Below are 20,804 nucleotides of genomic sequence, written 5' to 3'. Positions count from 1 at the left end.
GAATTTCAGACTTCTACAGGCGTATCCGGGTGGTTGCCCCATTCGCCCCAGGAGCCGGCGTAGGCCTTGACCCGTGGGTAGCCCAGGGCCTTGGCCACCAGGTAGGTGAAGCCGGAACGGTGGTGGGTCTGGCAGTGGGTGATCACTTCCTTGTCGGGAGTGATGCCAAGCTGCTGGAGGATGTCGGCCATGTCCTGGCGGATGCGCAGGTGGTCGTTGAGGTCCATGCCGGCGGTCCACTCGAAGTTGACCGCGCCGGGGATGTGTCCACCCTTGGCCGCCAGGACCTTCTCGCCGCGGTACTCGCCGGGGCTGCGGGCGTCCCAGATGGCCAGGTCGGTCGCGCCCAGGCGGCTTTGCAGGTATTCGCGGGTGGCCGTGGGTTCCGGGTGCAGTTGCAGGTGGACCGGGCCGCCGGCGCTGGGTGGCACCTCGGTGGAGAGCTTGTCCGCCGGCCACGCCTGGATACCGCCATTGAGGTAGTGGTAGGCCTTGTGGCCGATGACATCGAGCATCCAGATGAAGCGCCCGGCCCAGCCGCCGCCTTCGTCGTCGTAGACCACATAGACCGCGTCGTCGCGGTGGCCGAGCTCGCCGAACAGCTTCTCCAGGTCGGCGCGCGCCGGCAGCAGGCCGGGGGCTGGCGGCTGGCCCAGCTGGGTGCGCTTGGGATCGACGAAGCGGGCGCCAGGGATATGCCCGCTGCCATAGCGGTTGGCGCAGGTCAAGTCGACCAGGATCAGCTGTGGCGAAGCCAGGCGTGGCAGCAGGTCGGCCGGTTCGATCACCAGAGGCAAGCCGGAAAAGTCAGTCATCCACGGTCTCCAGGGTGGAATAGAGGGGGCGATTGTAGCGCAAGGCTCAGGCGTTGCGGTTGGCAAAGGTGGCCAGGGCGCGCTCCAGGCATTGCGCGGTCTTGCCGAACGCCTGCACGCCGATATCGGCCAGCGGTTTGCCACCCTGGTCGGCGATCACCAGCATCAGCGGCTGGCCATCGACCGCCAGCGAACGCAGCAGCAGGTGCTCGCTGCGCCAGAAGGTGCGCAGCGGCGCTGGCATCAGCGCGCAGAACTGGGCGTGGTTCTCCGGCGTCAGACGTAACTGCGCCGCCTGGCTCATCAGGCGTTGCAACAGTTTGCTCTGGGCCAGCGGCAGCACCAGGGCAGAGGCCTCCTTGGGATGGCCGGCGGCCTGTTGCACGCGCAGGCACTCGTTGGGCTTGTCGAGCATCAACAGCATGACCCGTTGCATGCCGCAGGCCAGCAGGGCGTCGCTGCCTTGGGTGGCGAGGTGAATGGCGTTGCTGAACGGGCTGGGGGTCACCAGCAGTTCGCCGCACAGCCTGCGCCAGCGCTCCAGGTCCTGGCTGGGTGGTGGCGGCGGGGCGAGCATGTCCGGGTGTGGGCGGCGCTGCTGCCATGGCCAGATCAGTGCCTCGGCGGGATGGAATAGCGCGTGCCGGGCATGCTGGCGGGCACTGGCCGCAGCCTGCTGGTGGACTTGCTGCTGCACGTCGTCCAGGGACGTCTGCAGGTACAGGGCGGTCAGCAACTGCCAGCGCAGCAGGTGTGGGTGGTCCCAGCCGACCTGGGCCGCCAGGGCCAGGCCGTTGGCCAGCAGCACGGTGTTGGCCGGCTGGTTGAACCAACGCCGCAGCCCGGGCTCGTCGTCCAGGCGCTGTTGCTGGCTGAGGCGGTCCTGGTCACGGGCGATGTTCAGCACCTGGGCCAGTCGTTCGCGTTCGTCCATCAGCAGGCGGTAGCCCTGGGTCACCCATTCGGGTAGGCGCCAGTGCTCGGCCATGGCCTGGCACAGTTGCATGATGCGCACGCCGAACAACTCGTGCTCGACCTCGGCGGCCTCCTCGTCCTTGTGGATGACCCGCAGCTCCCAGGCGTCGAGCAGCCTGGGATAGGCCAGCGCCAGGGGCCAGAGCGGGGAGAGAAACAGCAGGCTGCCCCAGTGGATCTCTTGCCACAGCCGTGCCAGGCGGCTGGCGAACAAGCCGTTGGCCTGCTGGGTGGCGTGCTGGCTGATCAGCAGGAACTGGCGCAACACCGGTGGGATCTCCTCGCCCGGCACGGCGGGCAGGCGCGCCAGCAACTCGGCGCTGCGCGCCAGGCCCAGGCGGTTGAGGGCGATCTCGAGGCTTTCGGCGGGCTCGGCCAGGCTGGCATTGGCCGGATGGTTGGCCTCGCGCATGACCGACAGCACCAGGGCCGGGCTGTCCTGCATCAGTTCGGCGATATCGCGCAGGGAGCGGCGGCTGTCGTTGATGGCCGACAACACCTGGTCATGGCTCTGCTTCGGCACCGGCAGGCGGATGCCATCGAGCAGCTTTACCCAGGCCTGGAGCGTGCGCGGAGCCTGATTTGGCACCTTGGTTTCGATTGGCATTTTGATATCAGTCCGAACTGGCTTTTCACGTTTAGTGGCTATAGTCTGGCGCAGTTCTGCCGATAAGTAGAAGAGCGTTCCAATGCGCCCGCCCCTGACCCTGACTGCAAGTGCTTTGAACCTATGGCTAAAATTATCGGCATCATCGTCGTAATCGCGAGCGTGCTCGGCGGATACGTGCTTTCCCACGGCAAGATCGCGGCACTGATCCAGCCGTTCGAAGTGCTGATCATCGGTGGTGCCGCCTTCGGTGCGTTTCTTCAGGCCAACCCTGGCCACATGACCCTGCATGTGATGAAGAAGTCGCTGAAGATGTTCGGCACCCGCTTCACCCACACTTTCTACCTGGAGGTGCTGGGCCTGATCTACGAGATCCTCAACAAGAGCCGCCGCGAAGGCATGATGGCCATCGAGGGTGACATCGAAGACCCGGCCGCCAGCCCTATCTTCGCCAAGTACCCGACGGTGCTGGGCGACGAGCGCATGACCGCGTTCGTCTGCGACTACCTGCGCATCATGTCCACCGGCAACATGGCCCCGCACGAGCTCGAGGGCCTGTTCGACATGGAACTGATGAGCCTGAAGGAAGAGCTGGACCACCCTGCGCACGCGGTGAACAGCGTTGCCGACGGCATGCCGGGCTTCGGTATCGTCGCGGCGGTCCTGGGCATCGTGGTGACCATGGCGTCCCTGGGCGATGGCGACCAGACGTCCATCGGCCTGCATGTGGGCGCGGCGCTGGTGGGTACCTTCTTCGGTATTCTCGCCGCCTATGGCTTCTTCGGCCCGCTGTCCAACGCCTTGCGCCACGACGCCAAGGAAGAACTGAACGTCTACGAGGCGATCAAGGCCTCGCTGGTGGCCTCGGCTTCCGGCATGCCGCCGTCGTTGGCCGTGGAGTTCGGCCGCAAGGTGTTGTACCCGGCGCACCGTCCGAGCTTCGCCGAACTGGAACAAGCGGTCCGCGGTCGCTAAGCCATGGAGAACAATCAACCCATCATCGTCAAGCGCGTCAAGCGCTTTGGCGACGGCCACCACGGTGGTTCCTGGAAGATCGCCTTCGCTGACTTCGCCACGGCGATGATGGCGTTCTTCCTGGTGCTCTGGTTGCTGTCCACGGCCACGCCCGAGCAGAAGATCGCCATCGCCGGCTACTTCAAGGACCCGATTGGCTTTTCCGAGAGCGGTACCCCCTACATCATCGACCTGGGCGGCTCGCCGAAACTGGCGCCGGAGAAGACCATCAACCCGGAGGCGGAGTCCGAGCCTATGCCCGACACCAGCATCCAGCTGGACAAGGACCGGGTCGAGAGCCTGGCCGAGCAGGTCGAGCAGGAACGCCTCCAGTTGCTGTTGCAGGAACTGCAGAACAAGGTCGAGGAAAATCCCCAGCTGCAGAAGTTCAAGGACCAGATCCTGTTCGAGATCACCCAGGATGGCCTGCGCATCCAAATCATGGACGCCGAGAACCGGCCGATGTTCGACCTGGGCAGTGCGCGCCTGCAGCCGTACTTCGAGGACATCCTGCTGGCCATGGCCGACACCATCAAGGCGGTGCCGAACAAGATCAGCATCAGCGGCCATACCGATGCCAAGCCCTATGCCGGCACTGGCGAGTTCGGCAACTGGGAGCTGTCGGCCAGCCGTGCCAACGCCGCGCGCCGGGCGCTGGTCGCCGGTGGCTATCCAGATGCGCAGGTGGCGCGGGTGGTCGGCTATGCCTCGTCGTCGCTGTTCGACCGCAAGGATCCGTTCAACCCGGTCAACCGGCGTATCGACATCATCGTCCTGACCAAGAAGGCCCAGCGCACCATCGAAGGCGAGCAGGGCACACAGCAAGCGCCGGAGACGCCCGCCGATGGCGCACCGGGTGCCTCGGCTTCGCCGGCGCCGGGCCAGGGCGATGCCGCCCAGGCGCCGATGCAGCCACGCGAGCTACGTCAAAAGCTGAATATCTTCGAGGATGGCGTGCTGAAGATGGATGACGCCCAGGAATAATTCCTGCTGTCAGTGCTGGCCCTTTTGCGGGCAAGCCCGCTCCCACACGGGGCTGCAACCCGCCTCATTCATGATCGACTCGGCCCTTGTGGGAGCGGGCTTGCCCGCGAAAAGGCCAACGCCGATGCCCGGGCTCAGTAGCTGTCCTGCGCCAAGCTGGCAATGATCGAGCGGTAGCTGCTCATCCGCTGCGGCTTGATGCGCCCTTCCTCCAGCGCCTGGAGCAGGGCGCAGCCAGGCTCGCGGTCGTGCTTGCAGTCGCGGAAGCGGCAATGGCCGAGCAGGTCGCGGAACTCGATGAAGCCTGCCTCGACGTCGTCGCGGCTGACATGGCCCAGGCCGAACTCGCGGATGCCGGGCGAGTCGATCAGGTCGCCGCCATTGGGGAAGTGATAGAGGCGGGCAGTGGTCGTGGTGTGGGTGCCCTGGCCGGACCACTCGGAGAGATCGCCCACGCGGGTCTGCGCCTGCGGCAGCAGGCTGTTGACCAGCGATGACTTGCCCACCCCGGACTGGCCGACGAAGACGCTGATATGCCCGTCCAGCGCCTGTTGCAGGCGCTGCATGCCATCGCCCTGGTGGGCCGAAACCTCCAGCAGCGGGTAGCCCAGCTCGCGGTACACCGCCAGCAGGGCCTCGAGCGTCGAGGCATTGCCCTCGTCGATCAGGTCGGCCTTGTTCAGCAGCAGCAGGGGGCGGATGCCCGCATGCTCGGCCGCCACCAGGTAGCGATCGATCAGGTTGGCCTGGGGCTCGGGGGCCGGGGCGAAAACGATCACGATCAGATCGACGTTGGCCGCTACCGGCTTGAGCTGGCCATGGTTGTTCGGTCGGCACAGCTCGGCGCTGCGCGGCATCTGCGCGACGATCACGCCGTTGCCCTGGTTGCCGGCACGCCACACCACCCGGTCGCCGGTGACCAGCGCCGGCAGGTTGGCCCGCAGGTGGCAGCGGAACACCTGGCCTGCCGCCTCGCTGTCCTGGGCCTCGACCTCCACCTGCACGCCGAAGTGGGCGATCACCAGGCCCAGTTGCTCAGGCCCCAGGTCGCCACCTTCCAGTTCCTGCAGGGCATGCTGCTCGCGTTTGGCAGCGCGGGCGGCGCGTTCGCCCTGGATCTTTTCGATGCGCCAGTTCTGGCGGCGGTTGAGCTGGCGTTTGGCCATGGAGGTTCCGTGTCGGCGGGGCAGAAGGAAAAACGGCAGGCAGTTTAGCACGCCCGGCTGGCGTGCCATTCCGTTACCTTTCCAGCGCGAATGCATCGGCAGCGACCGCTAGGCTAATATGACGGCCTATTCGAGGAGCTCTTTCATGCAGAACCCACAGAACCTGATCTGGATCGATCTGGAAATGACCGGCCTGGATCCGGACAACGACGTCATCATCGAGATGGCCACCATCGTCACCGACAGCGAGCTGAACACCCTGGCCGAGGGCCCGGTAATCGCGATCCATCACAGCGACGAGGTGCTGGCGCGCATGGACGAGTGGAACACCCGCACCCACGGTGCCTCGGGCCTGACCCAGCGCGTGCGCGAAAGCCGCATCGGCATGGCCGAGGCCGAGGCGCAGACCCTGGCGTTCCTCGAACAATGGGTGCCCAAGGGTAAGTCGCCGATCTGCGGCAACAGCATCTGCCAGGACCGGCGTTTCCTGTATCGCCACATGCCGGCGCTCGAAGGCTACTTCCACTACCGTAACCTCGACGTCTCCACCCTCAAGGAACTGGCCGCACGCTGGGCCCCGCAGGTGCGCGACAGCTTCAAGAAGGGCGGTACCCACCTGGCGCTGGACGATATCCGCGAGTCGATCGCCGAGCTGCGTCACTACCGCGAACATTTCATCAAACTCTAAGCTTCAAGCCCCGAGCTGCAAGCTTCAAGTTGAGCAACGGCGCGCTCGAGCGCGCGTATTGCTTTTGGCTTGGCGCTTGCAGCTTGTCGCTTCTTCTGGACCTGCACCATGCTGTTGATGCTTTACCTGATTGCGATTACCGCTGAAGCCATGACCGGAGCCTTGTCGGCAGGCCGGCGAGGCATGGACTGGTTCGGCGTGGTGTTGATCGCCTGCGTCACCGCCCTGGGCGGCGGCTCGGTGCGCGACGTGCTGTTGGGGCACTATCCGCTGACCTGGGTGAAACACCCGGAGTACCTGGTGCTGACCAGTTTCGCGGCCTTGTTGACGATTTTCATCGCACCGCTCATGCGCCATCTGCGCTCGCTGTTTCTGGTGCTCGATGCCCTGGGGCTGGTGGCCTTCACCCTCATCGGCTGCATGACCGCCCTGGAGATGGGGCAGGGCCTGCTGGTGGCTTCGATCAGCGGGGTCATTACCGGGGTGTTTGGCGGCATTCTGCGGGACATCTTCTGCAACGACATCCCCTTGGTATTCCGTCGCGAACTGTATGCCAGCGTGTCCTTCGCCGCGGCCTGGTTCTACCTGGGGTGCGTGCATTTCAAGGTGCCAGCCGAACAGGCCATGCTGCTGACCTTGTTCGGCGGGTTCCTGGTGCGCCTGCTGGCGATTCGCTTCCACTGGGAAATGCCCAAGTTCCACTACAACGATCAGCCGTGAATTTCGAGCTGCAGGCGGATTGGCGTTGGTGCCGAGGGCGTGCCCGGCTTGGTTGAGCGGCGCAAGTCAGCTGGAGGCTTGGCCATGCTGCGCCAGGGCCCAGGCCACGTGCTCGCGCACCAGATCCGAGGGGTGCTCGCGCCGCGCTCGCAAGGCCTCCAGCACCGGTATGGTCGTCGGCGCATTGCCCAGCCCCACCGCCAGGTTGCGTAGCCAGCGCTCGTAGCCTGCTCGGCGCAGCGGCGAACCCTCGGTATTGCTGAGGAAGGTGCTTTCGTCCCAGAGAAACAGCTCCGCCAGCTCGGCGTTGTCCAGACCGTGGCGCGGCTTGAAGTCGTTCTCCTGGGTCGGCCGGGCGAAGCGGTTCCACGGACAGACGATCTGGCAGTCGTCGCAGCCGAACACCCGGTTGCCGATCAGCGGGCGCAGTTCCACCGGGATCGCTTGCTTGAGCTCGATGGTCAGGTAGGAAATGCAGCGCCGTGCATCGAGCACGTAGGGGCCGACGAAGGCCTTGGTCGGGCAGATGTCCAGGCATGCCTGGCAGCGGCCGCAGTGCTCGCTGGCCTGGGCCTCGTCCACCGGCAGCGGCAGGTCGACGAACAGCTCGGCGAGGAAGAAGTAGCTGCCGGCCTTGCGGTTGAGCAGCAAGGTGTTCTTGCCGATCCAGCCCAGGCCGGCCTGCTGGGCGATGGCCTTCTCCAGCACCGGGGCGCTGTCGACGAAGGCGCGAAAGCCGAACGGGCCGATCGCCTGTTGCACGCGCTCGGCCAGGTGCTGCACACGCTTGCGTACCAGCTTGTGGTAGTCGCGGCCCAGAGCATAGCGCGAGACATAGGCCTTCTCGGGCTGGGCGAGCTGTTGCGCCATGCGCGTGTCGCCGGGCAGGTAGTCCATGCGCAGCGACACCACGCGCAAGGTGCCGGGTACCAGTTGCTCGGGGTGGGAGCGCTTGCTGCCATGGGCGGCCATGTAGTCCATCTCGCCCTGGTAGCCGGCCGCCAGCCAGCGTTGCAGGTGCTGTTCATGCTCGCCAAGGTCCACGCCGGCGATACCGACGTGGGCGAAACCGAGTTCCCGGCCCCAATCCTTGATCGATTGGGACAGCGCGGCGAGGTCAGGGGTGTGAGCGGACATGGATGGACAAGGCAATACAGGATCAGGTGCGTATAATTCTGCCAGACATCGGAGCCTTTGACCCCATGCCCCAGACCAAACACCCTGCCAATGCCCCACAGCTGCTCAGCAGCGTGAGCATCGCCAGCCTGCCGCCACGCCGTGCGCACGCCCACAAGGGCGATTTCGGCCATGTGCTCATCGTCGGTGGCGACCTGGGTACCGGCGGCGCGGTGCTGCTCAGCGCCGAGGCCGCGCTGCGCTGCGGGGCCGGCCTGGTGAGCGTGGCCACCCGCCCGGAGCACGTCGCCGCTGGCCTGACCCGCCTGCCCGAGACCATGTGGCTGGGGACGAACTCGGCCAACCAGTTGCAGGGCCTGCTCGAACGGGCTTCGGTGCTGGTGGTCGGCCCGGGCCTGGGCCAGGCCGCCTGGGGCCGCAGCTTGCTGTCGGCGGTGGCCAATGCCCACCTGCCGCAGGTATGGGACGCCGACGCGCTGAACCTGCTGGCTCATACGCCCCTGGCGTTGCCCAGTGGCAGTATCCTCACCCCTCATCCGGGTGAGGCGGCGCGTCTGTTGGGTATTTCCACCGAGGCCGTGCAGGCCGACCGGCCGGGCGCGGCCCGCAAGCTGGCTCGCAAGCATGCCAGCGTCTGCGTGCTCAAGGGGGCCGGTACGCTGGTGGCCGACCCGGCCGGGCAACTGGTGCTGTGCGGGCGCGGCCATCCGGCGATGGCCGGTGCCGGCCTTGGCGACGTGCTCACTGGCGTGCTGGCCGCCCTGCTGGCCCAGGGGCTGGACGCCTGGTCGGCGGCCGGCCTGGGGGTGTGGCTGCACGCCTGTGCCGGCGAGCGCCTGGGGGTGAAAGGAAGAGGGCTGGCAGCCAGCGACCTGGTGCCGGTCATTCGTGAATTGTTGGAGGAGCATTCAGCGTGTCAGGCATAACCCTGTTTCTGGCCGACGAGGCGGCCACCGTCGCCTTCGGCGCTCGTCTGGCCCAGCTGACGGGCGGTCATGGCGTGATCTTTCTCGAGGGTGACCTGGGCGCCGGCAAGACCACGCTGTCGCGTGGGTTGATCCGCGGCCTGGGCCATACGGGCCCGGTCAAGAGCCCCACGTTCACCGTGGTCGAGCCCTACGAGATCGGCGAGGTGTGCGCCTTCCATTTCGACCTGTACCGCCTGGTCGATCCTGAGGAACTGGAGTTCATGGGGATCCGCGACTACTTCGAGGGCGACCCGCTGTGCCTGTTCGAATGGCCGCAAAAGGGTGCGGGCGTTTTGCCAAAGCCCGACCTGACCATTACCATAAGCCCGCAGGCGGGCGGGCGCTCGCTGATCCTGTCACCGCAGGGGGCTCGCGGTGAGTCCTGGTGCGCCGCTCTGGCCGTAGAATTCAAACAGTAAATGGGGTTAGGTATGCGCATACGCGCACTGGTCGCCGTCGTTGGGCTGCTGCTGACAGCGGTGACCGTTGACGCTCTGGCCGTCACGCAAGTCAAGAGCATGCGCCTATGGCGCGCACCGGATAACACGCGGCTGGTCTTCGACCTGTCCGGTCCCGTGCAGCACAGCGTCTTCACCCTGACCGCGCCAGACCGCCTGGTCATCGACATCAATGGGGCGACCCTGGGCGGGCCGCTGAACGTCTCCACCTCCAACACGCCGATCAGCAACGTGCGTTCGGCCCAGCGCACGCCCACCGACCTGCGCGTGGTGGTCGACCTCAAGCAGGCGGTCACTCCCAAGAGCTTCACCCTGACCCCCAACGCCCAGTACGGTAATCGCCTGGTGGTCGACCTGTACGACCGAGAAGCCGACGCCATCGCCGCCAGTGCGCCGACGCCACCGCCGGCGCGTACGCCTGCCACCACCCCGGCGGTGCCGGTGACCCCCGCGCAGCCGGCGATCAAGTTGCCGCCGGTGTCCAGCGGCAAGCGCGATATCGTCATCGCCATCGACGCCGGCCACGGCGGCGAGGACCCGGGCGCCTCGGGCTCGCGTGGCCAGCATGAAAAAGACATCGTGCTGCAGATCGCCAAGGAACTGCAGCGCCAGATCAACACCGAGAAGGGTTACCGCGCCGAGCTGACCCGCACGGGCGACTACTTCATCCCGCTGCGCAAGCGCACCGAGATCGCCCGCAAGAAGGGCGCCGACCTGTTCATCTCGGTCCACGCCGATGCCGCGCCGTCCAAGGCCGCCTTCGGTGCTTCGGTATTCGCCCTGTCCGACCGTGGCGCCACGTCCGAGACCGCGCGCTGGCTGGCCGACACGGAGAACCGTTCCGACCTGATCGGCGGGGCTGGCAACGTCAGCCTGGACGACAAGGACCGCATGCTGGCCGGTGTACTGCTGGACCTGTCGATGACCGCTACCCTCAGCTCCAGCCTCGATGTCGGCCAGAAGGTGCTGGGCAACATGGGCCGTATCACTCCGCTGCACAAGCGGCGTGTGGAGCAGGCTGGCTTCATGGTGCTGAAATCGCCGGACATCCCATCGATCCTTGTGGAAACCGGGTTCATCTCCAACGCCAACGAGGCCGCCAAGCTGGCCACCCGGAGCCACCAGCAGGCCCTGGCGCGTTCGATCCATACCGGCGTGCGCCAGTACTTCCAGCAGAACCCGCCGCCGGGCACCTACATCGCCTGGCTGCGTGACAGCGGCAAGATCGCCCAGGGGCCCCGCGAGCATACGGTACGCCCGGGCGAGACCCTGGCCATGATCGCCGTGCGCTACCAGGTCAGCGTGGCCAGCCTGCGCAGCACCAACAGCCTCAAGAGCGATGAGCTGAAGGTCGGCCAGCACCTCGATATCCCCAGCACCACCCTGGCGTCCCAGCGATGAGTGGTGGTTCTCGTATCCAGTTGCTCAGCCCTCGGCTGGCCAACCAGATCGCCGCTGGCGAGGTGGTCGAGCGCCCGGCATCGGTGGCCAAGGAACTGCTGGAAAACAGCCTGGACTCCGGCGCCCGGCGTATCGACATCGATGTCGAGCAGGGCGGGGTCAAGCTGCTGCGCGTGCGTGACGACGGTGGTGGCATCGCCCCCGACGATCTGCCTTTGGCCCTGGCCCGCCATGCCACCAGCAAGATCCGCGAGCTGGAGGACCTCGAAGGGGTGCTCAGCCTGGGGTTCCGTGGCGAAGCGCTGGCCTCGATCAGTTCGGTGGCGCGCCTGACCCTGACCTCGCGCACGGCCAGTGCCGGCGAGGCCTGGCAGGTGGAGACCGAAGGCCGTGACATGACGCCGCGGGTGCAGCCGGCCGCGCACCCGGTCGGCACCTCGGTGGAGGTGCGCGACCTGTTCTTCAATACCCCGGCCCGGCGCAAGTTCCTCAAGTCGGAGAAGACCGAGTTCGACCACCTGCAGGAAGTCATCCGGCGTCTGGCCCTGGCGCGTTTCGACGTCGGCTTCCACCTGCGGCACAACGGCAAGAGCGTCCTCAGCCTGCACGAGGCGCCCGACGAGATCGCCCGGGCCAGGCGGGTCGGTGCCATCTGCGGGCCGGGCTTCCTCGAGCAGGCGTTGCCGATCGATGTCGAGCGCAACGGCCTGCGCCTGTGGGGCTGGGTCGGTTTGCCGACCTTCTCGCGCAGCCAGGCAGACCTGCAGTACTTCTTCGTCAATGGCCGCGCGGTGCGCGACAAGCTGGTGGCCCACGCCGTGCGCCAGGCATACCGCGACGTGCTGTTCAACGGCCGGCACCCGACCTTCGTGCTGTTCCTCGAGCTGGAGCCGAACGGGGTCGACGTCAACGTGCACCCGACCAAGCACGAAGTGCGCTTTCGCGAAGGGCGCATGGTCCACGACTTCCTCTACGGCACCCTGCACCGAGCCCTGGCGGACGTGCGTCCGGAGGACCAGGTGGCCGCGCCGGCGGCGGTGAGCGAGATCGTTCGCCCCACGGGCCAGCAGGCGGGCGAGTTCGGCCCTCAGGGCGAGATGCGCCTGGCCTCGCCGGTGCTCGAGCAGCCCCAAGCCGAGCCACGCCAGGCGTTTTCCGGTGGTAGTGGGGCGGGCTATCAGTACAGCTACAGCCCGCGCCCCGCGCAGCCCGTGCCGGCCGCCGAGGCCCAGGCGGTCTACCGCGAGTTCTTCGCCCCGCTGGAGAGCGGCGTGGCCAGCCCCGTGGCGCTGCCGGAAAGCCAGGGCGACATACCGCCGCTGGGCTATGCGCTGGCCCAGCTCAAGGGCATCTATATCCTGGCCGAGAACGCCATCGGCCTGGTGCTGGTGGACATGCACGCGGCCCATGAGCGGATCATGTACGAACGGCTCAAGGTGGCCATGGCCAGCGAGGGCCTGAGCGGCCAGCCGCTGCTGGTGCCCGAGTCGCTGGCGCTCAGCCAGCGCGAGGCGGACTGTGCCGAGGAGCATGCGCAGTGGTTCCAGCGCCTGGGCTTCGAGCTCCAGCGCCTGGGCCCGGAAACCCTGGCGATTCGCCAGATCCCGGCGTTGCTCAAGCAGGCCGAGGCCAATCGCCTGGTCCAGGACGTGCTCGGCGACCTGATGGAGTACGGCACCAGCGATCGCATCCAGGCGCACCTGAACGAACTGCTCGGTACCATGGCCTGCCACGGCGCCGTGCGCGCCAATCGTCGCCTGGCCATCCCCGAGATGAACGCGCTGCTGCGCGACATGGAGAACACCGAGCGCAGCGGCCAATGCAACCATGGCCGGCCGACCTGGACCCAGCTTGGCCTGGACGACCTGGACAAACTCTTCCTGCGCGGTCGATGAGATGAGCGGCAAGCCCCCAGCGATATTCCTCATGGGCCCGACGGCGGCCGGCAAGACCGACCTGGCCATCGAGCTGACCAAGGTGCTGCCCTGCGAGCTGATCAGCGTCGACTCGGCGCTGGTCTACCGTGGCATGGACATCGGTACCGCCAAGCCATCGAAGGAAGTACTGGCCGCCCACCCGCACCGGTTGATCGATATCCTCGACCCGGCCGAGAGCTATTCGGCCGCGCAATTCTGCACCGATGCCCTGCAGGCCATGGCCGAGATCACCGCGCGGGGCAGGGTCCCGCTGCTGGTCGGCGGCACCATGCTGTACTACAAGGCCCTGGTCGACGGCCTGGCGGATATGCCGGCGGCCGATGCCGCGGTACGCGCCGAGCTGGAGGCCCAAGCCCGGGAGCTGGGCCTGGCCGAGCTGCATCGGCAATTGGCCGAGGTCGATCCGGAGTCGGCGGCGCGTATCCACCCCAACGACCCGCAGCGGCTGATCCGTGCCCTGGAAGTCTACCGGGTCAGTGGGCAGAGCATGACCGCGCATCGGCGGCGTCAATTCGCGGAAAGTCGCGAGGCAGACGCAGGCGCGGGCGGGCATTTGCCCTATACTGTCGCCAGCCTGGCCATCGCGCCTACAGATCGTCACATTTTGCATCAGCGAATTGCGTTACGATTTTCGCAGATGCTGGAACAGGGTTTCGTCGACGAGGTCCGAAAGCTGCGAGCCAGAAGTGACTTGCACGCCGGGCTGCCGTCTATACGGGCAGTGGGGTATCGGCAGGTCTGGGATCATCTGGACGGCAAGCTGACGGCCGAAGAGATGCGCGAACGGGGTATCATTGCCACGCGCCAGCTGGCCAAGCGGCAATTCACCTGGTTGCGCGGCTGGTCCGGCGTGCATTGGCTGGATAGCCTGGCCTGCGACAATCTGTCCCGCACCTTGAAATACCTGGGGACCGTCTCCATATTGAGCTGAGTCCCTGCAAATGCCGTCTATTCTTGCGAAAGGGCGGCCGGAATTATCGAATTTTCTTGTTTTTCTACTATTGATCCTTACAGGAGTGCGGCATATGTCAAAAGGGCATTCGCTACAAGACCCTTACTTGAACACCTTGAGAAAAGAAAAGGTCCCGGTTTCGATCTACCTGGTCAACGGGATCAAGCTGCAGGGCTCGATCGAATCCTTCGACCAGTTCGTGGTGCTGCTGAAGAACACTGTCAGCCAGATGGTCTACAAGCACGCCATCTCGACCGTGGTACCTGCCCGTCCGGTTCGCCTGCCAAGCCCGTCCGATTCCGACCACGGCGACGCCGAGCCAGGCAACGCCTGATAGGAGCCTGCATTGTTCTTTGAGCGCCACGGTGGTGGTGAACGGGCCCTTCTCGTTCACTTGGAAGGTCAGAACCCTGAGGCGCGCGAAGATCCGCAGGAGTTTCGGGAACTGGCACTGTCGGCCGGAGCGGACATCGTTTCGCTGGCGACAGTGGCACGGCACCAACCTACAGCGAAATACCTGATTGGCAGCGGCAAGGTCGAGGAACTGCGCGACCTGGTCCACGCCGAGCAGGTAGACCTGGTGATTTTCAATCACACCCTCACGCCCAGCCAGGAGCGCAACCTCGAACGTGTCTTCGAGTGTCGCGTGCTCGACCGTACCGGGCTGATCCTCGACATCTTCGCCCAGCGGGCGCGTACCCATGAAGGCAAGCTGCAGGTCGAACTGGCCCAGCTCGAACACATGAGCACGCGGCTGGTGCGCGGCTGGACCCACCTGGAGCGGCAGAAGGGCGGTATCGGCCTGCGCGGTCCGGGCGAGACCCAGCTGGAAACCGACCGTCGCCTGCTGCGGGTGCGCCTGCGGCAGATCAAGGCACGTCTGGAGAAGGTGCGCAGCCAGCGCGAGCAAGCCAGGCGCGGGCGCCGGCGCGCGGACATCCCGTCGGTCTCGCTGGTGGGCTACACCAACGCCGGCAAGTCCACGCTGTTCAATGCCCTGACCGCTTCGCAGGTGTATGCCGCCGACCAGCTCTTCGCCACCCTCGACCCGACCCTGCGCCGGCTCGAGCTGGACGACCTGGGGCCGATCGTGCTGGCCGATACCGTGGGCTTCATCCGCCACCTGCCGCACAAGCTGGTCGAGGCATTTCGGGCTACGCTCGAGGAATCGAGCAACGCCGACCTGCTGCTGCACGTGATCGACGCCCATGAGCCCGAGCGCATGGAGCAGATCGAGCAGGTACTGGCGGTATTGGGCGAGATCGGTGCCGAAGGCTTGCCGATCCTCGAGGTCTATAACAAACTCGACCTGCTCGAAGATGTCGAGCCGCAGATCCAGCGCGATGCCGACGGCAAGCCGCAGCGGGTTTGGGTATCGGCACGTGATGGACGTGGCCTGGAATTGATCGGCCAGGCGATTGCCGAGTTGCTGGGGGATGATCTGTTTGTCGGAACCCTGCGCCTGGAGCAGCGATTTGCCCGCTTGCGCGCGCAATTCTTCGCTCTCGGCGCGGTGCAAGGCGAGGTGCATGATGAACACGGCAGCAGCCTGCTGAGCGTGCGACTGCCCCGGGTCGAACTCAATCGGCTGGTCAGCCGCGAGGGTATGGAGCCGCAGGTGTTCATCGAGCAACACACTTTGCAATAAATGCCCGTCGAGGTCGCCGGGCAGCCGTGACAGGCATTCTGTAGCATTGGACGGCGCGCCGTGGGCGCGTCTTTGCTTTATCAGATGGAGAGCGCTATGGCTTGGAACGAGCCGGGTGGCAACTCGAACAATCAGGATCCCTGGGGCGGCCGCCGTGGCGGTGGTGGTGGCGACAAGAAAGGTCCACCGGATCTCGACGAGGCCTTCCGCAAGCTGCAGGACAGCCTGAACGGCATGTTCGGCAGCGGCAAGAAACGCGGTGGTGGTGACAGGAACATCGGCAAGGGTGGCGGCTTCGGCTTGCTGGGCATTGGCCTGGCGGTGCTGGCTGCGATCTGGCTGTACAACGCCGTGTACGTGGTGGACGAGCAGGAGCAGGCCGTGGTGCTGCGCTTCGGCAAGTACTACGAGACGGTTGGCCCGGGCCTGAACATCTACTTCCCGCCGATCGATCGCAAGTACCTGGAGAACGTGACCCGCGAGCGGGCCTACACCAAGCAGGGGCAGATGCTCACCGAGGACGAGAACATCGTCGAGGTGCCGCTGACCGTGCAGTACAAGATCACCAACCTGCAGGACTTCGTGCTCAACGTCGACCAGCCGGAGGTCAGCCTGCAGCATGCGACCGACAGCGCCCTGCGCCACGTGGTGGGCTCCACCTCCATGGACCAGGTGCTGACCGAGGGTCGTGAGCAGATGGCCGTGGACATCCGCGAGCGCCTGCAGCGCTTCCTCGACAACTACCGCACCGGTATCACCGTCACCCAGGTCAACGTACAGAGCGCGGCAGCCCCGCGTGAGGTGCAGGAAGCCTTCGACGACGTGATCCGTGCCCGTGAGGACGAGCAGCGTGCGCGCAACCAGGCCGAGTCCTATGCCAACGGCGTGGTGCCGGAAGCCCGAGGCCAGGCCCAGCGCATCATCGAGGATGCCAACGGCTACCGCGACGAAGTGATCGCCCGCGCCAAGGGTGAGGCCGACCGCTTCACCAAGCTGGTCGCCGAGTACCGCAAGGCGCCCGACGTCACCCGTCAGCGTCTGTACCTGGAGACCATGCAGGAGGTCTACAGCAATTCGAGCAAGGTCCTGGTGGCGACCAAGGATGGGCAGAACAACCTGCTCTACCTGCCGCTGGACAAGATGGTCGAGGGCAGCCGCAGCAGCTCTGCCGCGTCGGGTGGCAGCGTACCGGCGTCGGTCAACGATGCGGCCGTGCGCGCAGCGCAGGACATGCAACAGCAACAACAGTCGCTGCGTTCTAGGGAGAGCCGCTGATGAGCAATAAATCGCTGATCGTCCTGATCGCCGCCGTGGTGCTGGCGATCGTGGCCTGGAACAGCTTCTACATCGTGGCCCAGACCGAACGTGCGGTATTGCTGCAGTTCGGCCGTGTGGTCCAGGCGGATGTCCAGCCGGGCCTGCATGTGAAGATTCCATACGTCAACCAGGTGCGCAAGTTCGACGCCCGCCTGATGACCCTGGATGCCCCGACCCAGCGCTTCCTGACCCTGGAGAAGAAAGCGGTGATGGTCGATGCCTACGCCAAGTGGCGCGTCCAGGACGCCGAGCGCTTCTATACCGCGACCTCGGGTCTCAAGCAGATCGCCGACGAGCGTCTGTCCCGTCGTCTGGAAAGCGGCCTGCGTGACCAGTTCGGTAAGCGTACCCTGCACGAGGTGGTCTCCGGTGAGCGTGACGCGCTGATGGCCGACATCACCGCTTCGCTGAACCGCATGGCCAGCAAGGAGCTGGGCATCGAGGTCATCGACGTGCGCGTCAAGGCCATCGACCTGCCGAAGGAAGTCAACCGCAGCGTGTTCGACCGGATGAGCACCGAGCGTGAACGGGAAGCCCGCGAGCACCGCGCCAAGGGTAACGAGTTGGCCGAAGGTATTCGCGCCGATGCCGACCGTCAGCGCCGGGTGCTGCTGGCCGAGGCCTATCGCGAGGCCGAGGAGACCCGCGGTGACGGCGACGCCCAGGCGGCCGCCATCTATGCCAAGGCCTACACCCAGGACGCCGAGTTCTATGCGTTCTACCGTAGCCTGCAGGCGTACCGCGAGAGCTTCGCCAGCAAGAGCGATGTACTGGTCCTGGATCCGAAGAACGAGTTCTTCCGCTTCCTGGACAAGAGCAAACCCTGATGCTCTGATTCGGGAGCGCCCCGCCTGGCAGCTAAAACACCAGTCGGGGTGCATCCTGAATGAAAAGGGGTGTATGATGAGGCAGCCGGGAAATTTCCCGGCTTTTTTGCGTCTGCAAGGTTGATTGGCAAACGGCCAGTTGACGGTTTGGTCAGGTCGCAAGGCAATTCGAGGGTATTGGGTACGGTGGTAGCGCTGGGATCGGTGCTGCCCGCTGCTGTGCGCCAATGCCTGCTTCACTGACGGCTCGCCTGCAGGCAAGCCGCCCGGACCAGAGGGGAAATGGCGTAATGGCAACGGTAGACCGCTGGCTGCTGCCAGATGGCATCGAGGAAGTACTGCCACCTGAGGCTGCGCGCATCGAGATCGCGCGCCGCCAGGTGTTGGACCTGTTCCAGAGTTGGGGTTACGAACTGGTCGTCACCCCGCATATCGAGTACCTGGAATCGCTGCTCACCGGTGCCGGCCAGGACCTGGACCTGCGGACCTTCAAGGTGGTCGACCCGCAGTCCGGTCGCCTGATGGGCTTTCGTGCCGACTTCACCCCCCAGGTGGCGCGCATCGATGCCCACACCCTGCGCCGCGAAGGCCCGAGCCGCCTGTGCTATGCCGGTAGCGTCCTGCATGCCCAGCCGCGTGCCCTGTCCACCTCGCGCAGCCCGATCCAGCTGGGTGCCGAGCTGTACGGCGATGCCAGCCCCACCAGCGACGTCGAAGTGATCAGCCTGATGCTGGCCATGCTGCAACTGGCCGATGTGCCGGACGTGCACATGGACCTGGGCCACGTCGGTATCTACCGCGGCCTGGCCCGTGCCGCCGGCCTCTCCGGTGCGGTCGAGCAGCAGCTGTTCGACGCCCTGCAGCGCAAGGCCAGCGACGAAGTGCATGCATTGACCGCTGACCTGCCGGTGGACCTGGGCAACATGCTGCGCGCGCTGAGCGAACTGTGCGGCGGCCGTGAAGTGCTGGCCGAGGCCCGCGTGCGCCTGGGCCGGGCACCGGCCAGCGTGCTAGCGGCCCTGGACGATCTGCTGGCGATCGCCGATCGCCTGGCCACGCGCTACCCGGACCTGCCGTTGTACTTCGACCTGGGCGAGCTGCGCGGCTACCACTACCACACCGGCGTGGTGTTCGCCGTGTTCGTCCCGGGCGTCGGCCAGTCGATCGCCCAGGGTGGGCGCTATGACGACATCGGTGCCGACTTCGGCCGGGCGCGCCCGGCCACTGGTTTCTCCACGGATTTGAAGACCCTGGTCACACTGGGGCGAGCGGAGGTCGTGCTGCCCTCTGGCGGGATCTGGATGCCCGACAGCGGCGACACGGCCCTCTGGCAGATGGTCTGCCAGTTGCGCAACGAGGGCCAGCGTGTGGTCCAGGCCCTGCCTGGCCAGCCGCTGAGTGCTGCCTTCGAGGCGGATTGTGATCGTCAATTGATTCAGCAGGACGGGCGCTGGCAGGTACTGCCGCTGACCCATTGAGATTCTTCGCCGGCAGCAGGCCGGCAACCAAGTTTGCGTGAATGAGGACAAGTGTTATGGGTAAGAATGTCGTCGTCCTGGGCACCCAGTGGGGTGATGAGGGCAAAGGCAAGATCGTCGATCTGCTGACCGAACATGCTGCCGCCGTCGTGCGTTACCAGGGCGGCCACAACGCAGGTCACACCCTGGTGATCAACGGTGAGAAGACCGTGCTGCACCTGATCCCCTCCGGCATCCTGCGTGAAGGCGTGCAGTGCCTGATCGGCAACGGCGTGGTCGTTGCCCCGGATGCCCTGATGCGTGAAATCACCAAGCTGGAAGAGAAGGGCGTACCGGTGCGCGAGCGCCTGCGTATCAGCCCGGCTGCCCCGTTGATCCTGTCCTACCACGTGGCCCTCGACCAGGCCCGCGAGAAGGCCCGTGGCGAAGCCAAGATCGGCACCACCGGCCGTGGCATCGGCCCAGCCTACGAAGACAAGGTGGCCCGTCGTGGCCTGCGCGTGGGCGACCTGTTCCACCGCGAGCGTTTTGCCGCCAAGCTCGGCGAGCTGCTGGATTACCACAACTTCCAGCTGGTGAACTACTACAAGGAACCGGCCATCGACTTCCAGCAGACCCTGGACGAGTGCATGGCCTACGCCGAGCAGCTCAAGCCGCTGATGCTCGACGTCACCGCCGAGCTGCACAACCTGCGTCGTGCCGGCAAGGACATCATGTTCGAAGGCGCCCAGGGCTCGCTGCTGGATATCGACCACGGCACCTACCCGTATGTCACCAGCTCCAACACCACCGCCGGCGGTATCTCCACCGGCTCCGGCGTTGGCCCGATGTACCTGGACTACATCCTCGGCATCACCAAGGCCTACACCACTCGTGTGGGTTCGGGCCCGTTCCCGACCGAACTGTTCGACGAGACCGGTGCCACCCTGGCCAAGCGCGGCCATGAGTTCGGTTCCACCACCGGCCGTGCCCGTCGCTGCGGCTGGTTCGATGCCGTCATCCTGCGCCGTGCCATCGACGTCAACAGCATCTCCGGCCTGTGCCTGACCAAGCTGGACGTCCTGGACGGCCTGGAAACCATCAGCATCTGCGTGGGCTACGAGGATGAAAACGGTGCGGTCATCGACGCCCCGACCGACGCCGACAGCTACATTGGCCTGAAGCCGGTGTACGAAGAGATGCCAGGCTGGAGCGAGTCGACCGTGGGCGCCAAGACCCTGGAAGAACTGCCCGCTAACGCTCGCGCCTACATCAAGCGCATCGAAGAGCTGGTCGGCGCGCCGATCGACATCATCTCCACCGGCCCGGACCGCAACGAGACCATCGTCCTGCGTCACCCGTTCGCCTGATCCGCTGCCTCGCAAGCTGATCGAACGCCGCGTTCCCGCAAGGGGCGCGGCGTTTTTCATAGCCCCCGAAAGTCTTGCTACGCAAAAAAGCCGACCCTGACAAACACAGTCAGTGCATTTGGCGTTTATGCCTGCTGCCTGCGGCACAACCCTTGCTGTAAGAAATGTCTGTAGTTGCCATCAAAATAGTGGCGCCAGAAACACGAGGGTTACAACGTGTCTGCCATCCTTTCACTGTTACGAAGCCGCCTCCTGCGGCCTGTGTTTGTTGCGCTCGGTATCGCTCTTCTGGTGCAGGTGCTGGTTGCCGTTGCACTGACCCGGAGCACGGTCACGGCCCTGGAAGCCGACCTGGGGGAGCGT

19 protein-coding genes are annotated in these 20,804 nt (G+C 65.7%); 15 read left to right on the top strand and 4 right to left on the bottom strand.

Annotated features, from left to right (window positions below):
* Nucleotides 1-5: 5 nt before the first annotated feature.
* Both ABFA30_RS23660 and ABFA30_RS23655 read right to left on the bottom strand, forming a co-directional pair.
* A complete protein-coding gene (locus ABFA30_RS23660) occupies nucleotides 6-815 on the bottom strand; it encodes a rhodanese-like domain-containing protein (RefSeq protein ID WP_225788936.1) in 810 nt (269 codons plus the stop codon).
* 46 nt (nucleotides 816-861) lie between these two features.
* A complete protein-coding gene (locus ABFA30_RS23655; RefSeq protein WP_225788937.1) occupies nucleotides 862-2,397 on the bottom strand; it encodes an HDOD domain-containing protein in 1,536 nt (511 codons plus the stop codon).
* A 123-nt stretch (nucleotides 2,398-2,520) separates the two neighbouring features.
* Here ABFA30_RS23655 and motA point away from each other — a divergent pair, with 123 nt between their 5' ends.
* Both motA and motB read left to right on the top strand, forming a co-directional pair.
* Complete coding sequence (motA, locus tag ABFA30_RS23650) at nucleotides 2,521-3,372, top strand: flagellar motor stator protein MotA (protein ID WP_253081062.1); 852 nt, start codon at nucleotides 2,521-2,523, stop codon at nucleotides 3,370-3,372.
* A gap of 3 nt (nucleotides 3,373-3,375) precedes the next feature.
* Nucleotides 3,376-4,395: a flagellar motor protein MotB gene (gene motB / locus ABFA30_RS23645; protein ID WP_225788939.1), complete on the top strand. Its 1,020-nt coding sequence runs from the start codon at nucleotides 3,376-3,378 to the stop codon at nucleotides 4,393-4,395.
* A gap of 134 nt (nucleotides 4,396-4,529) precedes the next feature.
* On the opposite strand, the gene rsgA is transcribed toward motB, so the two are convergent.
* Entirely contained in the window at nucleotides 4,530-5,561 is a 1,032-nt protein-coding gene (rsgA, locus tag ABFA30_RS23640) for a small ribosomal subunit biogenesis GTPase RsgA (protein WP_225788940.1), read from the bottom strand.
* A 145-nt stretch (nucleotides 5,562-5,706) separates the two neighbouring features.
* On the opposite strand from rsgA, the gene orn reads away from it, so the two are divergent.
* Both orn and ABFA30_RS23630 read left to right on the top strand, forming a co-directional pair.
* The gene (orn, locus tag ABFA30_RS23635; RefSeq protein ID WP_225788941.1) at nucleotides 5,707-6,249 is read left to right on the top strand and encodes an oligoribonuclease; all 543 of its coding nucleotides are present in this window, start codon (nucleotides 5,707-5,709) and stop codon (nucleotides 6,247-6,249) included.
* A gap of 108 nt (nucleotides 6,250-6,357) precedes the next feature.
* Entirely contained in the window at nucleotides 6,358-6,969 is a 612-nt protein-coding gene (locus ABFA30_RS23630) for a trimeric intracellular cation channel family protein (RefSeq protein ID WP_225788942.1), read from the top strand.
* Between the two features lie 66 nt (nucleotides 6,970-7,035).
* Here the strand turns inward: ABFA30_RS23630 and queG are convergent, their stop codons facing one another.
* Nucleotides 7,036-8,106, bottom strand: a complete 1,071-nt coding sequence (queG, locus tag ABFA30_RS23625; RefSeq protein WP_225788943.1) for a tRNA epoxyqueuosine(34) reductase QueG — start codon at nucleotides 8,104-8,106, stop codon at nucleotides 7,036-7,038.
* A 65-nt stretch (nucleotides 8,107-8,171) separates the two neighbouring features.
* Here queG and ABFA30_RS23620 point away from each other — a divergent pair, with 65 nt between their 5' ends.
* The 11 genes from ABFA30_RS23620 to ABFA30_RS23570 all read left to right on the top strand — a co-directional run bounded on the left by ABFA30_RS23620 (nucleotide 8,172) and on the right by ABFA30_RS23570 (nucleotide 20,441).
* Nucleotides 8,172-9,032: an NAD(P)H-hydrate dehydratase gene (locus ABFA30_RS23620; protein ID WP_225788944.1), complete on the top strand. Its 861-nt coding sequence runs from the start codon at nucleotides 8,172-8,174 to the stop codon at nucleotides 9,030-9,032.
* Nucleotides 9,020-9,493: a tRNA (adenosine(37)-N6)-threonylcarbamoyltransferase complex ATPase subunit type 1 TsaE gene (gene tsaE, locus ABFA30_RS23615; protein WP_410046018.1), complete on the top strand. Its 474-nt coding sequence runs from the start codon at nucleotides 9,020-9,022 to the stop codon at nucleotides 9,491-9,493. Before ABFA30_RS23620 ends, tsaE begins: the two co-directional genes overlap by 13 nt.
* Nucleotides 9,494-10,933 carry an N-acetylmuramoyl-L-alanine amidase gene (locus tag ABFA30_RS23610; RefSeq protein WP_410046017.1) on the top strand — a complete coding sequence of 480 codons (1,440 nt, stop codon included), beginning with the start codon at nucleotides 9,494-9,496 and terminating at the stop codon, nucleotides 10,931-10,933.
* The gene (gene mutL, locus ABFA30_RS23605; protein WP_225788947.1) at nucleotides 10,930-12,828 is read left to right on the top strand and encodes a DNA mismatch repair endonuclease MutL; all 1,899 of its coding nucleotides are present in this window, start codon (nucleotides 10,930-10,932) and stop codon (nucleotides 12,826-12,828) included. The genes ABFA30_RS23610 and mutL overlap by 4 nt, the downstream gene beginning before the upstream one ends.
* Nucleotide 12,829: 1 nt before the next feature.
* Nucleotides 12,830-13,801: a tRNA (adenosine(37)-N6)-dimethylallyltransferase MiaA gene (miaA, locus tag ABFA30_RS23600; protein WP_225788948.1), complete on the top strand. Its 972-nt coding sequence runs from the start codon at nucleotides 12,830-12,832 to the stop codon at nucleotides 13,799-13,801.
* Between the two features lie 94 nt (nucleotides 13,802-13,895).
* Nucleotides 13,896-14,156: an RNA chaperone Hfq gene (hfq, locus tag ABFA30_RS23595; protein WP_196176002.1), complete on the top strand. Its 261-nt coding sequence runs from the start codon at nucleotides 13,896-13,898 to the stop codon at nucleotides 14,154-14,156.
* Between the two features lie 12 nt (nucleotides 14,157-14,168).
* The gene (gene hflX / locus ABFA30_RS23590; protein WP_225788949.1) at nucleotides 14,169-15,470 is read left to right on the top strand and encodes a ribosome rescue GTPase HflX; all 1,302 of its coding nucleotides are present in this window, start codon (nucleotides 14,169-14,171) and stop codon (nucleotides 15,468-15,470) included.
* A 96-nt stretch (nucleotides 15,471-15,566) separates the two neighbouring features.
* Nucleotides 15,567-16,745, top strand: coding sequence for an FtsH protease activity modulator HflK (hflK, locus tag ABFA30_RS23585; protein ID WP_225788950.1), 1,179 nt, complete (start codon nucleotides 15,567-15,569; stop codon nucleotides 16,743-16,745).
* Complete coding sequence (hflC, locus tag ABFA30_RS23580; RefSeq protein ID WP_225788951.1) at nucleotides 16,745-17,614, top strand: protease modulator HflC; 870 nt, start codon at nucleotides 16,745-16,747, stop codon at nucleotides 17,612-17,614. Before hflK ends, hflC begins: the two co-directional genes overlap by 1 nt.
* 290 nt (nucleotides 17,615-17,904) lie before the next feature.
* Nucleotides 17,905-19,092: an ATP phosphoribosyltransferase regulatory subunit gene (locus tag ABFA30_RS23575; RefSeq protein WP_253103084.1), complete on the top strand. Its 1,188-nt coding sequence runs from the start codon at nucleotides 17,905-17,907 to the stop codon at nucleotides 19,090-19,092.
* 56 nt (nucleotides 19,093-19,148) lie between these two features.
* On the top strand, nucleotides 19,149-20,441 hold the full coding sequence (locus ABFA30_RS23570; RefSeq protein WP_225788953.1) for an adenylosuccinate synthase: 1,293 nt from the start codon (nucleotides 19,149-19,151) through the stop codon (nucleotides 20,439-20,441).
* Nucleotides 20,442-20,804 lie beyond the last annotated feature (363 nt).

Origin of the sequence: Pseudomonas sp. HLMP, from assembly GCF_046365545.1 — a bacterium.
Classification (GTDB): Bacteria; Pseudomonadota; Gammaproteobacteria; order Pseudomonadales; family Pseudomonadaceae; genus Aquipseudomonas; species Aquipseudomonas guariconensis_B.
Note: the sequence above shows the minus strand (reverse complement) of the source record. Positions and strands in the feature narration are given on the sequence as shown.